A 14130-nucleotide genomic window follows, 5' to 3' on the forward strand; every position below is an offset into this window, starting at 1 on the left:
AGTAGTACGATTGGATATGTATAACACTACTATATCCTTAAAATGACACCATCTAAAGAAAATAATATGTCTCTATGTTATGGGTAACCTTATATTGCCGTAAGTCAAGATAGACTCAAGAAGGTTACACTCATTTATAATATTATTGTGGTTTTTAGTGACTATTTAAAATAATTCAGTAACCTAAATTATTAGGATTAATCTTTTATTTTGAATCGAAACTTTATGTTATTTCCAGCTTTATTAGTTGTAATCGGATTTGCCAGTTTAATTTTTGGAGCAAACTGGCTTGTGGATGGAGCTTCTGCTTTAGCTAAAAATATAAAGTATCAGACTTGGCAATAGGATTGACCATTGTAGCTTTTGGCACTTCAGCCCCTGAACTAATTGTGAATATTATCGCATCTATAAACGGCTATTCAGATATTGTAATTGGAAATATCGTTGGCAGTAATAACTTCAATTTGTTTATTATTCTTGGGTTATCAGGATTAATCTTTCCAATTGTTGTTCAAGCATCTACGGCCTGGAAAGAAATTCCAATGTCGTTGATTGTGTCAGTATTCCTTTTATTACTACTTAACGATTTTGTGTTTGTAGGACAAACTTATGTTAGTAGAATAGATGGATTATTAATGCTCATTTTATTTTCTATTTTCTTGATTTACATTTTCAATCAAATGAAAAATGATCCACATTTAGATGATGAGTTTAAAAGTAAATCAACATTAAAAGTTTGGCTCTTAATTATAGTTGGATTAGTTGGGTTAATTTTAGGTGGCCAACTGGTTGTAGCTAACAGTATTTCTATTGCAAGTAAATTAGGTCTGAGTGAGAAAATTATAGGCTTGACGATTGTAGCAGCAGGTACTTCTCTACCTGAGTTAATCACATCGATTGTTGCTGCATTTAAAAAGAATAGTGATATCGCAATTGGGAATGTAATTGGGTCTAACATTTTCAATATTCTTTTAATTTTAGCTATAAGTTCATTGATTAACCCAATAAAATATAATTCAGATTTTAATTTGGATATATATGTTTTGATTGGTGGTTCTGTTTTTTTGTTTCTTGCAATGCTCACAGGACAACAAAAAAAGTTAGATCGATGGGAAGCAGGAGTACTTTTAGTATTCTATATTTTTTACACTATATATTTAATTATAAATGGAGCTTAAAATCATAAAGCAGTATCATGTACCTTTATGTAAAGTGTACCCCTATTTTTTCGTAAGTCACTTCTATTTGTATAAAAGAATACTAGAGACTAAAGTAGTATAGTCTGTTGAATAATGATTTTTTTTATCATCTAACAACTGAGTTTTTGCCTTATCTTTATCAGTATAAAAAATGGTACTTACATTTTGCATCTCTACTTTCTGAGCCATCTTTTTTGAAACTGCTCTTTGAAAAATATCTTCGCTCACAACAATTGCGATTTTCTTAGCATGGTAATCAGATTTATTATCAAGTATACCCAACATCCATTGTTCGATGCTTACTGGTGCTTTGAATGCAAACAACCTTTCATCTATGAGAATTTTTTCGCTTTTATATTGAGTTTGAAGTTGAAAAAAACTTAAGATCTCAGATTGAAATTGTGCTCCCAGCATATATTTTGTTGCAGATTGCCAAACAATTTCCATCAGTTTGTTTGATGAATCAAATTTAGAAATCATGTATGAGCTTTCGTATATTATTTTCATGCCTTATACTTCTAAACAAATATCTAATAAACCTAAAATAGACCAATTGATTTAAGAATACAAGCAATAAGTTTTGTCAAGGACACTGTCTTATGTAATAATTTCATCAGTTTTTATAGCAAGTTTTATACTATTTAATCCAAAAAAAGTGGATATGCACTTATACTTAAAGAAGTAAAGACTTTGTTTTCTCAAGGAATGGGTAAAAAGACTATTGCTACTAAATTTTATATTAGTAAGAATACTCAATTTGATGAGTATCCCTAAAAAATGCTTACCTACAGTTAAATCCTTTCGAATTTATAAATTTTGCCCACAAGCTCAGGATTAGGATGCTCTGTAGCAGTTGAAGTAAAAGTGTCTGCATCTATAAATTCAATTTGCTCTTTAGCTACAACTTCACCTTTGTTATTGTAGGAAAGTAATACCCCTTTTGTGTTTGATTCTTTTTCGTAAGAAATATAGACGTATGATTTAATGATGTTGTCATTCTCTTTGCCATCATAAAAAAAGCCTTTATAAACAACTTCTTTCATTTCTTTCCAAATAGCAACAGTTCCTTGATTAGTAAATTCGTTGTGCAAAGCCAAGTTGGTATCAATCTCATCACTAAAATAGCCTCCTCCTCGTTTAATTCGCGGATTGTTACATACCCAATGCCCCAAAAGCTGTTTACTGATATTGGGTTTAAACTCTTTGCTACCAAGCATAATTTTTTGATCAATAACATTGCCTGATTCATCAAGATAGCTTAGCATTCCTGTTACTAGATTTTCTTTAAAATAACCTCTTTTAACTACACGATCGTTTTCATACCAAACCGCTGGACCATCAAGTATAAAGGTTTGTAGCATTCTGGATGTAGTACCTGTTCCCTTTAGCACTAAGTTATTGTTAAAATCATAAAAGGAAATCACACTTGTTTCGAAGTCATTCGTAGGTGCGTTAAAAAAGCCTCCATAGCCATCGCTTCCAAAACTAAGATCTGTATAATTGGGGTTTATATTTAATGCTCCAGGACTATCTAAACGTTCATAAATTCTATAATAATCTGCCTCTTGCTTATTTTCTACAGGACGAAATTGTGCATCTGCAAATCCATCATTTTCGGGAATTTGAGCAGTACAACTACAGATAAATATAAAAACTAAAGTATATGCTAAATAAAGTATTTTTGACATTGTGTTCATAGCTAAGGTTTAAGTATCAAAGTTAATCATTTAATTTACTACTCATAAATTGATAATGGTTGATAGGCTATTAATTAATGTAAAGGTAATTTATGACCTGTTCTGTGAGCTTTTCAAATTTAGGACAGAGACTTAGTAGACTTTTCTAAAGATGTCCCATTCTGAATTAGCATTACACAAAAAGTAACACTATGAATAAGAAGAATGAATCTCAGCAGTAAATATAGATAATGTGCCTTTATGTAAAGTATAGCCTTATATTGTCGTAAGTCACAATAGTTCAATATATTGTTTAATGTAGCCTAATGTCTCGCTCGTTCTACAGTTTATAAGTCCATTATGTCCAGTACCACTTATTTTAATATGTTCGTATTTAGGAAAAAGATGCACCTGGTATTCTTGTTGAAAATCGTAACCTAAGTCACTTTCATCACTGCTAATAAATAGAACCTTCTGATTGTATTGAGATAGCTTAGTTGTAAAGTCATAATCTCCGTCATTTACCTCTTCAATAGCAATGGCAATAGCTGAAGCAGCTCCGCCTCTAAAGTTTTTTGAAGGACATGTTTCACCTCGATTTTCACTATCAGCATTCACTCTGGCAATACCGTAGTAATAATCTGCCTTTTCATGATCATCTAGGCCAATGAGTTGTTTAATCCATAAAATTTGATTGATGTCCTTTCCCAGCAAATTAACATCATTAGCAGCAGGTAAATGTTCATTAATATTTACTGAAAAAGCTCCTGGTTCCATCAAAACTGCTCCCTTTACCTTATTTGGGTGTGCGTTTATGTACTGAGCAGTTACTACTGCTCCATGTGAATGACCTATGAGAATAACTTCCTGATCGGGAGAGAAATAGTCAATCAATTCTTCTAAATCCGTAAGTGAATATGCCATTGTTAATTCACTTTTGGGGTGTCTAGCTGACAGACCACAACCTCGGTAATCGTGATAAATCACTTGGTAATCATCTAGTAAACTCCATCCATTTACCGATTGATTCAAATCAAGTAGATAACGAAAATCATCACCTGGGCCACCTTCCAGTACAAAAATTTTAGTCCCGGCAGGATTCCCATAACTAGCATAATGAATAGTGGTACCAGATAAAGTTAGGTTGGTAAGGGAAGGATCATCAATTACTGTTTTTGGAACAATATTTCCCGGTTCTGCCGGGTCTAACTCTTCACAACTACAAAATAAGATAACAAAATAGATCAGTATAAATGTGCTGTATTTTTTCATGGGAGTCTATAGTTTAGATGAAAATTAAAATAAATACCAGGCACTAATTTGTCGTATTTTCCATTGGTCTGATATCCAGCTTTTAGAGAAGCTTCCAACGATTGTACTTTGTTAAGGTATCGGCTGACTACTCCCCCAATACGGAAAGTTCTGACTGTTGTGCTGTACCATCCATCTTTGGCATCCTCATAAAGATATTCTTTCCAGTAATCAGAATGGATGATATGTGTGGCAAAAAAAGGGTTATAAGAAACATCAAATCCTAAACTCCCTTTTTTGGTAAGATACAATAGGGTAAGATCTAGTTGATAGCCCAGTGCCTTGTACTTTCCAGCTACATTATCACTTTGTGTATAAACCAATGCTATTTTACCTTGAAGTGCCCAGTGCTGATGAAGTGGTAACCAATGTATCACCCCCAGCCTTGTGCGGTGATTACCGGTTCCTAGTAAAGCACTACTTTGGGTAAACTCTGTGAACACTGCCGACCGGAATTTTGATAAATAGCGCGAATACCCTAGATGTAAAGCGATCAGACTGTGATCAAAGCCACCACCTGTTTGAATAATGTGATGCTGATTGGTATCAGGCTGTATCACTTGAGCTCGTACAGTTGAGGTAAAAAATACTAAGCCAATAATACTACATAAATATTTTTTTAGATTTAACTTCATTTGCGTTGAATATTTGGACGTGGCAAATGAATAAAAATACCTTGAATCCGATGTTCTGATTTAGAAATCAGAACAACTTAGTAGAGCTACTAAAATAAATTCACATTGTTAAGTAGCAATTCTTTAAAATAACTTACCGATTTTTTAGATTAATCAAATAATTTTCAACTATCTCTTAAAGCGTTTTTCTATATTCTGAAGGAGTTTTTTCGGTTTGTTTCTTAAAAGCATTATTAAAGGCAGAACGAGATTGAAACCCTGTTTTATAGTAAATTTCCTTAATGTTTAACTCTTGATTCTGCAAGAGTATTTTTGCTTCGCTAATGCGATATTGGTTAATCAACTCAGAAAGATTCATCTTAAAATGTTGATTAATCTCTTTGGATAGTTGTTGGACGTCCATACCCAACTTTTGGGCAAGTATTTCTCGATTTAGCTCAGGATCTGAAAATATTTTCTCTTTAGTTAATAATTCAGTTAGTGTCAGCATTTGTTTTTTTACTCGTCTGTCGGTTGACTCCTCGTATCTTATTTGATTAGAAACAGCAACGCGTACCTGCATGAATAAGCTGGGTTGAGACATGGTAAAATAAATAAATCCACAGAAAAGTATAACTGCACTGATATATGCAATCAATTCGGTCCAACTAGCCAGTGGCTCATAATTTAATTGAGAAAAAACATTCGCACTAATAGCAAATAACCAGACTAAGCCGAAGGAGTAAGTGATGAATAAAATCCATATTCTTTTTATCGGCTTTTCCTTTTGTCTAATCTTCACTAACCTGCCAATCCATATTGAATAATAGAGATATTGCATACTGAAAACTGCAAAGAAAATAGTATGTGAGAATCCCCAAAGGAGATGGTAAACTAGGAAAATCCCAAAAATAGCAAAGTGTGATTCTACCTTTTTTATTTCCACATCGAACAACCTACAATAATGAAAATACAGAAGCGGTGCATAAAGGAATATAAATGGACCAACAACTAAATGAATCTTTGCAGAACCAAACAATGGTGAATCTATAGTAAGATCAGTGAGACTATGGAGAGCTGTTAATAAAAGAAAAAAACAGAGCGGAAGATTTTGTTTCTTTCTGCCTGATGGAAGTGCATATAACAGGATTGCAATCATCACAGTAAGAAAAATCAATATACTTTGTACAACTATCGCAGCCAACTTTAAAACGCTATTACTTAATTTAACAGAGGATATAAATAATATACCTATTTACTAATACATATATTTATCCCAATTTTACTATAAATTTTGGTTTGATAACAGAGTAATTATTTGTAAAACTCACAAATTTATCACATCTAACTTTCACTAATAACACATCCAGTCCACCCAAATAGCTTCCACAAAGCACCTCCTCTTAGAATTATACCAAACAAACCCATAAATAGTTACATCTGTCTCCTTCTTTATTCTGTAAAATCTTGAGCATTTCTCAATCCCTAATCGTACCTAAAATGGGCATTTTACCACAAAAATGCACTTTTACAACAATCTTTCTACTAGCACTTACTATGTATTATCAACGATTAGCTATTACCTTCTAAAGAAATGAAAAAACGTTTACTCCTGTTGTCAATAATTTTATGCATCTTCCATTTAACCTATGCGCAACCTATTCCACCAGATGCTTATAATCCATCTGATAATTTTGATAAAGTGGATACTTCCATGATATATTTAGAATGGTTTGTTCCTAAAAACACTGATGAAACTTTTACTTATGATATCTATCTTGGTAAAGATGCCAATCCACCAATTTTTAGATCAGCTATAGAAATTGTAGACGGCCCTCTGAATGATGATGCTACCGAGTTCAGCTTTTCAAGTAATATTCAAGATGGAGATGATAAACTGTACCTTGCTAACTATATAAACATAAAAGACACATTCGAAACTAACACCACTTATTACTGGAAAATAGTCGCTAAAAGTGCATCTGGACTCAATTTAGAAAGTAATATTTTTACTTTTAAAACGAGAAAACCAAACAAGTTACCAAATGCTCCAAAATTAATTTCTCCAACAGACGGAAGCACCACCGAAAATGGAAACATTACTTTGCATTGGAATAAAAGCACTGATCCTGATGGAGATGAGGTTTCTTACCATGTCTATCTAAAAAGAGAAAACAATATTACTTCAATTATTGCTAGCAATATTACAGATACCACTTACACCATTCCTTATCAATTGGTAGATCAATTAAACTATCAGTTTTTAGTGGCAGCAGTTGACGGATATAGTAGTGATGCTGTCATTTCTGAAAGCAATAGTTTTACCATTGGAAACTATTATAATGACCCTCCTCAAATAGGTGATTTGATTTATCCCGTTCCTGACCCATTAATGATGAATTTAGACACCCAAAATCTTGGTTTTACGATCAATTTCACTTGGGAAGAAGCTTATGAGAAAGATGGAGATGTGCTTAAATATGATATTTATGCTGCACAAGAGCCTGATCCGCAAACGCTGGTTGCCACTAATCTGGAAACCACAAGTTACAAACATACATTTAGCACCTATGGAATGCTTTACTGGAAAGTAGTGGTAAAAGATGAAACAGGGCTTTCAGATACTTCGTCCATCTCTTATTTTTCTTGTTGGAATAACCCACCAACTACATTATCTATCGATATGGTGGAGGTGGAAGGAGGTACTTTTATGATGGGACAATCTGATGCTACAAAAGAATATATTTTAACTACAGATATAGGTACTGAAATTTGGTGGGATATCACAAATGAAAACCCTGCTCATGCTGTAACCCTAAGCAATTACAAAATAGGCAAATACGAAGTTACCAACCAGCAATATGTGGAATTTTTAAATTCCATCATACCATTTACCCACTTTGCAAATTCATTTAGATCACATAGGCAAAAATCATTTCCTTATCAGGCAGTTGTGCTCAATAATAGTAGCACACTTTGTTTGATTTTTGATGCTACTCGCGATTTATCAGAAAGAGATAATATTGGCTATGAACCTGGGTATGATTCACCGATTATCTGGAATGGAACTAATTATGAAGTGGATCCCAATTACGCAAACCATCCTGTTCGACATATGTATCATGATGGTGCTTTAAAATTTGCAGATTGGGCTGGCTATAGATTACCAACTGAAGCAGAATGGGAGTTTGCTGCTTTAGGGGGCAATAAAAGTGAAGGTTACAAATTTGCTGGCAGTAATGATTATACTGAAGTGGCAGTACATGGCATGCATGGTGGAATTGATGATGTGAAAAATACTGCTCCAGTCGGGTCTTTAAACCCAAATGAATTAAATATATACGACATGACTGGCAATGTAAATGAAATTTGTCAGGACTATTATAATGAAAACTATTATAGCATAAGTGATTCATTTAATCCTGTTTGCCAAACCAAATCAAATTTAGGTCCTTCTACTAGAGGAGGCGATGCCAATAGTCGGTTTGGAACAATATTGAGGTTAAAGCGAAGAGGTTATTTGGGTGGCGCTCAACATATTACCTATGCAGGTTTAAGGCTGGCTCAATCTGATAAAATTTTATTAGAAGGTTCAATTATCGATAAAGAAGGAAATCCTATTAAAAATACACCTGTAGTAGGTTTTCCAATTGAGGTGAAAACAGATGAAAATGGGCATTATTCAGTAGAAGTATTAGGAGGTTGGTCTGGTAAAGTGAGTGCTGTAGATAGCAATTATAGCTTTTCTCCCGCCTATATTGAGTTTGATAAATTGTATAAAGATTCAACCGAAAACAACTTTATAGCTTCTTCAGTAGATACCGAAAATTACAGCATTATCTTCAATATTTCTGATGGTACTTATCCAATAGAAAATGCCAAAGTTATAATGGATGATGAAAGTTATCTCAGTGATGCTAACGGTAAAGTGGTGATTGATGAGCTAGAAAATGGTACTTATAGCTATTCCATAGCTGCAGATGGCTTTAAGGATTATACTAGTGAGTTTACTATTAATGATAATAATCTAGAAAAAAATATCACCCTCACTCCTATTGAAGAAACACTTTATTCAATCACCTTCCAAATTACCGATGGTACTAATCCAATTGAAAATGCCAAAGTTGTAATGGATGATGAAAGTTATCTCAGTGATGCTAATGGTAAAGTGGTAATTGATGAGCTAGAAAATGGCACTTTTAACTACTCCATTTCTGCAGATGGTTTTAATGATTATACTGGTGAATTTACTATTGAAGATGCTGATCTAGAAGAAAACATCACCCTCACTCCTATTGAAAAACCGCTTTATTACATCATCTTCCAAATTACCGATGGTACTAATCCAATCGAAAATGCCAAAGTTGTAATGGATGATGAAAGTTATCTCAGTGATGTTAGTGGCGATGTGGTGATTAATGAGTTAAAAAATGGCACTTACAACTATTCCATTTCTGCGGATGGTTTTAATGATTATACTGGTGAATTTACTATTGAAGATGCTGATCTAGAAGAAAACATCACTTTAGAAGCTGTTATTCCTGAAACGATTATGTATTCGATTAGTGGTCAAATTCTGGATGAAAAGGGAAACCCACTGGCAAATGTAAAACTCAATGGCTTTACAAATCCTCTGAAAACAGGTGAAGATGGCAGCTTTTCCACCACCGAAAATGAAAACTGGATTGGCACCATCACACCAGAATTTGATGGTTACATATTTTCTCCTGAAAGTAAGGAAATAACCCATTTACAATCTGATGTTTCTATCGATTTTACCGCACATATTTTAGCCACTCCAATGGATAAAAAACAAGAACTTGAACTTATCCAAGTTTATCCAAACCCATCTACTGGACAATTTACCCTTGAGCTAAACACAAAAACTTTTGTGCAAATTACAAGCATCGATGGCAAAACTGTTTTTGAAAAAACACTCTCGAAACCAACTCAAATTTCTTTAAAAGATAAAGGGCTTTACATCATCAAAACAGAAAACAAAAAGCAAATTTCTGTGCTGAAGGTTTTGGTAGAGTAAGTATTCTATAAATATTGCCAGTTTCTGAAAGGTAAAGAAACTGGCAATATCAATTTATTTAAAAAGATAGCTAGTTCCATAAAAATGATTTTCCCAACTTCACTGAAAGTAGTCTCTATCCTGTTTCACACATATTTTTTAATAAATGACAAGGCAAGTATATCCTTCCTTAGAGAATTACTTTTTCTTCCAATCAGTAAGTGTATTTTTTTATAACCTTCTTTTGGATATATCATATCTAAAATACCTATATTAAAGTATCTATAGATGAGAGCTATTTATATTGGATAGTTGAATTAAAAAAGCTTATGTGACTATACTTATTTTACTATCTTAAGCAGCCATATGCATTTCCTAGGCTTTCACCATAAAAATATTAACCAACTCACTATTAGCAGAATAATTTTTTCAGTTCTTTATATACTATTTATATAGGCCCTAGAGCCCTAGAAATTATTAAAAAATATCAAATATAATTTTTTACCATCCAAATATAACCCTAAATATAGTTACAATAAATTGAATTAAATTACGTTTTTTTTGTAAATATCTAACACTATAAAACCTCTAGTCAATGAAAAAATTTCAATTTATTTTGGCACTTTTCCTTGTGTCATCATTCCAAATACTAAAGGCTCAAAATACGGCTAAGCTAGCTCAATATGATGGCCAGACCAGAGCTTATCTGGAATATTTGCCTCCTAATTATACCACTGACGGTGATCAGGTTCCGGCCATCATTTTCTTGCATGGCTGGGGAGAACGTGGAGATATTACCAATACAAATACTGTGATGAATATTGCCAATGTGGGTTATAACACTCCTCCCAGTATTGTGCAGGGTGGACATGATATGTGTTTTGATGTGGATGGTGAAACTGTTTGTTTTGCTGTTTTCTCTCCTCAACAGTCCGATAACTACAATAGCTGGGTAGATGAAAATCAAAACCGTAATAACGTACAGTCTTTTGTAGAATTTGTATTGGCTACTTATAATGTAAATCCGGATAAAATTTACCTTACTGGGTTTAGTATGGGGGCTGCCGCAACTTATAAAGCAGCAGCGTCTACTGATAATGAGCCTAATCTTTTTGCAGCAATTGCTCCTGTGGCAGGAACGGCTTATGACAGCGATCTATGTAGAATTGCTGACGCTAACATTTCTGTGTGGGCATTTCACGGAGAGTCGGATCGTACCGAGCATCCTTTTTACTGGGGTGAAAAAACCTTTGAAAAATTGCAAGCTTGTCAGGGAAATCTTGATGCAGTTTGGACGTCATATCCGTCAGTGGGTCATCAAGGAGCTAGTGCCCGGGCCTATAGAGCTAATCATTCTCTACATAATCCTAATTTGTATGAATGGTTTGCCACTAAGGTGAGAAATGAGTCAGATAGCGTTAGCATTCCACAAGTAGCAGATCAGCTAGCAATTACTAATGTGACCTATAATTCGGTTAACTTAACATGGTCTGATAATTCTAGCGATGAGAGTGGTTTTCAGATCGAAAGATCTGTAGGGAATAACAGCAATTATAGCCTGCTTACTACCACAGCCAGCAATGTGGAAAGTTATACGAATACAGGTTTAGCTCCCGAAACTACCTACTTTTATAAAGTCAGAAGTTATAATTCAGCGGGCTATTCAGTTTATAGTTCAGAAATAAGCGTAACTACTAACGCGGTAAATGCAAGTTCATCAATCACATGGACTGATGTAGAAGGGCTTACTGTTGAATTAAATAATGATTTAACTAAAAATTCTACCTATCATACTATGGCAGGAGCTGCTTCCGTAGAAGTACTAGAGGCAGGGGAAGATGGATGGTTTGAAATAGAGGTGGATACAACGGGATTTGGGAGATGGATAGGCTTTTCGGAAGTAAATTCAGATGCCACATCAACATCCATAGATTACTGCATAAACCTTTCGAATTTCAATCCGCAAATTTTCATATATGAAAATGGTGCTAAGAAGTGGTACGAGGGTGCGTACGCGGTTGGCGATATCATCAGAGTAGAAAGAATTGCAGATACTATATATTATAAACAAAATGGAGCAGTTATGTATAAGTCTCTAACTCCATCTACTACTTCGTTAATCGCGGACGTACATATTGCTCATATTCATGGTAAAATTCATAAACCAGCGATTTCTTTTGGTACTCCATCTACTACTCCTGTAGAACCTATTATAATTGATAATACTGATGAACGGGTCACCGTAACTGGAAACTGGACAACAAGTCAGGCAGGTTCTACGAGTCTCCATGGTACTAATTATCTTCACGATGGTAACGCTGGTAAAGCAAGTAAATCTGTTTCCTTTAGTACAGAATTAGCACCAGGTAGTTATGAGGTCTTCGGTTGGTGGTTTGCCTTTACAAATAGAGCTACCAATGTTCCTTTTGATATTATTCATAGCGGTGACACTTCAACAGTTTATATGAATCAACAAATAAATAATGCAGAGTGGGTTTCATTGGGTGTTTATGATTTTAGTGCTCAAGGTGAGGTGATTATTAGAAATGACGGAACTTCAGGATACGTAGTGGCAGACGCTATAAAATTTGTACCTCAGGTGAGTAGTAATAATAGAGTAGCCAGCAATTTGCAAATTGTAGAATATAGAGAGAATAATATGACATTATATCCAAATCCTGTTAGTACTAAACTTTATATAAACTTTCAGGATGATATGATAGATAAGGTAAATATAAAAATAATTGATCTTACCGGGAGAGTAGAATGGCAGGGTGATTTTGATGGAAATAATCAATTAGAATTAGATTTGACACAGATTAATGTTTCTAATGGAATGAAAATATTGTCTGCATCACATGGAGGAAAGGAAGTGCTATTAAGAAGACTTAAAATAGAAAAATAATCAATTTTGAGAAGGAGGAGGCAGCAAAATGTTATTAAGCTATCTCTTCTTTTATTTTTTTAATGCATTTGAATAATTATTGATGGCTTTTATCAATTAGTGCAAAGATACATAGACTTGAAGTAGCTAAATCCTTATGATCAATAATAGGGTGTGCTTGAAGGCATATAATGTGCCTATATGTAAAGTATACCCCCAAGGGCAAACGCATATAAATTATAATCTAATACTGGTTTCTCTATACTCATCAGAGCGAGCTGCTTTGAGCATTTTTCTATTGAGACTAACCGTATCTTTATTAGATTTTAACAAACTGGTAGCAATTCTGAGAACAGCACCAAAGTTTCGTGCAGCATTATCCTTTCTCTTGGTACTAAAATCTTCACCAAATTGTACATCTAGTGACCAATGTAATTGATTTTCTATCGTCCAATGTCCTCTAATAATTTGATTAAACCGTTCAGGTGTACCCTGTAAACTACTCATGTAATATCTATGCTCACGACTTACTTTACCTGAAGCTACTACTTCTCTATAAGAGGATATTTCGATAATAGTACTTAATCCTGTCCAACCTTGTAAGCACTCTTCTCCTATAAGATGAGCAGGTAATACTCGACACGAACGGCATTCTATCCGTCCATGTCCTTTATCCCAACTATCCACAGCTTTCAACTCAGAGTGACCAAAACAGGATTCCACTTTATGAAGTAACTTCTTTTGATTAGCTTTTAAGCCTATCACGTAATCTGCTTCCTGTTTAACTATCTTCTCTGTAATCTTTTTTTGGCATCCAATCGCATCAATGGTGATAACTGTTCCCTTTAACTCTAGCAAATCTATTAAAGCAGGGATACTGACTATCTCGTTAGATTTATCATCTGTATAATATTGTCCTAAACATATTTGTAGTTCACTACACCAAGCCTCTACTAAATGTACTGCACCTTTACCTCCTTGATTACCAGGTAGTTGCTGTTCTTTCTTAGTAGCACTACGGGATAGTTTTTTTCCATCGAAGTTGATAACTGTTCCTTCTTTTAGTAGTAAACCTTCTGTAACCCAGTCGATAAAGCAGTGCTCAAATGATGTATAATCTAAATGAGAAAATACACGATTAAGGGTGTCATGCGAAGGTGTTCCCTGCAAAAAGGGTAGATATTTACGAAGCCATGTTAATTTTTCCTCTCCAAAATCGGCTATCTCTTCCCAATATCTACATCCACTTATTACCGCACTAACTGTAAGAAATAGTATTTCGTTAAGTGGATATAATTGGTTGCGTTCCATGCGGAAATCTTCAATATTAGATAGCTTTGGTAATAAAGATGATAGGTAACTGCTCGGAGTAGGCATATGAAAAATAGTATTTATTGGAAAGATAAAACTTTTTCATTTATATGCGTTT

At 34.1% G+C, this 14130-nt stretch carries 10 protein-coding genes; 4 read left to right on the plus strand and 6 right to left on the minus strand.

Annotated features, from left to right (window positions below):
• Positions 1 to 225 precede the first annotated feature (225 nt).
• Both OQ292_RS41345 and OQ292_RS23985 read left to right on the plus strand, forming a co-directional pair.
• Positions 226 to 345, plus strand: a complete 120-nt coding sequence (locus OQ292_RS41345; RefSeq protein ID WP_489686930.1) for a Sec-independent protein translocase family protein — start codon at positions 226 to 228, stop codon at positions 343 to 345.
• Positions 336 to 1178 (plus strand): calcium/sodium antiporter, encoded by an 843-nt coding sequence (locus OQ292_RS23985; protein ID WP_348970651.1) that lies wholly within the window; start codon positions 336 to 338, stop codon positions 1176 to 1178. Before OQ292_RS41345 ends, OQ292_RS23985 begins: the two co-directional genes overlap by 10 nt.
• 63 nt (positions 1179 to 1241) lie before the next feature.
• Here the strand turns inward: OQ292_RS23985 and OQ292_RS23990 are convergent, their stop codons facing one another.
• The 5 genes from OQ292_RS23990 to OQ292_RS24010 form a co-directional block, all read right to left on the minus strand.
• Positions 1242 to 1706 carry a hypothetical protein gene (locus tag OQ292_RS23990; protein ID WP_284686530.1) on the minus strand — a complete coding sequence of 155 codons (465 nt, stop codon included), beginning with the start codon at positions 1704 to 1706 and terminating at the stop codon, positions 1242 to 1244.
• Positions 1707 to 1990: 284 nt separating this feature from the next.
• Positions 1991 to 2887, minus strand: a complete 897-nt coding sequence (locus OQ292_RS23995) for a hypothetical protein (RefSeq protein ID WP_284686531.1) — start codon at positions 2885 to 2887, stop codon at positions 1991 to 1993.
• A gap of 279 nt (positions 2888 to 3166) precedes the next feature.
• Positions 3167 to 4147 carry an alpha/beta hydrolase gene (locus OQ292_RS24000; RefSeq protein WP_284686532.1) on the minus strand — a complete coding sequence of 327 codons (981 nt, stop codon included), beginning with the start codon at positions 4145 to 4147 and terminating at the stop codon, positions 3167 to 3169.
• Positions 4144 to 4821, minus strand: a complete 678-nt coding sequence (locus tag OQ292_RS24005; protein WP_284686533.1) for a hypothetical protein — start codon at positions 4819 to 4821, stop codon at positions 4144 to 4146. The genes OQ292_RS24000 and OQ292_RS24005 overlap by 4 nt, the downstream gene beginning before the upstream one ends.
• Positions 4822 to 4996: 175 nt before the next feature.
• Positions 4997 to 5959 carry a helix-turn-helix domain-containing protein gene (locus tag OQ292_RS24010; RefSeq protein WP_284686534.1) on the minus strand — a complete coding sequence of 321 codons (963 nt, stop codon included), beginning with the start codon at positions 5957 to 5959 and terminating at the stop codon, positions 4997 to 4999.
• Between the two features lie 435 nt (positions 5960 to 6394).
• Between OQ292_RS24010 and OQ292_RS24015 the strand changes: the two genes are divergently transcribed.
• Positions 6395 to 9838 (plus strand): SUMF1/EgtB/PvdO family nonheme iron enzyme, encoded by a 3444-nt coding sequence (locus tag OQ292_RS24015; RefSeq protein WP_284686535.1) that lies wholly within the window; start codon positions 6395 to 6397, stop codon positions 9836 to 9838.
• 574 nt (positions 9839 to 10412) lie between these two features.
• Positions 10413 to 12722 (plus strand): golvesin C-terminal-like domain-containing protein, encoded by a 2310-nt coding sequence (locus OQ292_RS24020; protein WP_284686536.1) that lies wholly within the window; start codon positions 10413 to 10415, stop codon positions 12720 to 12722.
• Positions 12723 to 12938: 216 nt separating this feature from the next.
• Here the strand turns inward: OQ292_RS24020 and OQ292_RS24025 are convergent, their stop codons facing one another.
• Positions 12939 to 14078, minus strand: a complete 1140-nt coding sequence (locus tag OQ292_RS24025; protein WP_284685759.1) for an ISAs1 family transposase — start codon at positions 14076 to 14078, stop codon at positions 12939 to 12941.
• Positions 14079 to 14130 lie beyond the last annotated feature (52 nt).

It is taken from the genome of Chondrinema litorale (assembly GCF_026250525.1).
GTDB lineage: Bacteria > Bacteroidota > Bacteroidia > Cytophagales > Flammeovirgaceae > Chondrinema > Chondrinema litorale.

Excerpts from the sequence above, each read along its gene's own strand:
- OQ292_RS41345 (WP_489686930.1), top strand. The coding sequence starts at position 226 with ATGTTATTTCCAGCTTTATTAGTTGTAATCGGATTTGCCAGTTTAATT.
- OQ292_RS24005 (WP_284686533.1), bottom strand. The coding sequence starts at position 4,821 with ATGAAGTTAAATCTAAAAAAATATTTATGTAGTATTATTGGCTTAGTA.
- OQ292_RS23995 (WP_284686531.1), bottom strand. The coding sequence starts at position 2,887 with ATGTCAAAAATACTTTATTTAGCATATACTTTAGTTTTTATATTTATC.
- OQ292_RS23990 (WP_284686530.1), bottom strand. The coding sequence starts at position 1,706 with ATGAAAATAATATACGAAAGCTCATACATGATTTCTAAATTTGATTCA.
- OQ292_RS24010 (WP_284686534.1), bottom strand. The coding sequence starts at position 5,959 with ATGATTGCAATCCTGTTATATGCACTTCCATCAGGCAGAAAGAAACAA.
- OQ292_RS24000 (WP_284686532.1), bottom strand. The coding sequence starts at position 4,147 with ATGAAAAAATACAGCACATTTATACTGATCTATTTTGTTATCTTATTT.
- OQ292_RS24015 (WP_284686535.1), top strand. The coding sequence starts at position 6,395 with ATGAAAAAACGTTTACTCCTGTTGTCAATAATTTTATGCATCTTCCAT.
- OQ292_RS24020 (WP_284686536.1), top strand. The coding sequence starts at position 10,413 with ATGAAAAAATTTCAATTTATTTTGGCACTTTTCCTTGTGTCATCATTC.
- OQ292_RS24025 (WP_284685759.1), bottom strand. The coding sequence starts at position 14,078 with ATGCCTACTCCGAGCAGTTACCTATCATCTTTATTACCAAAGCTATCT.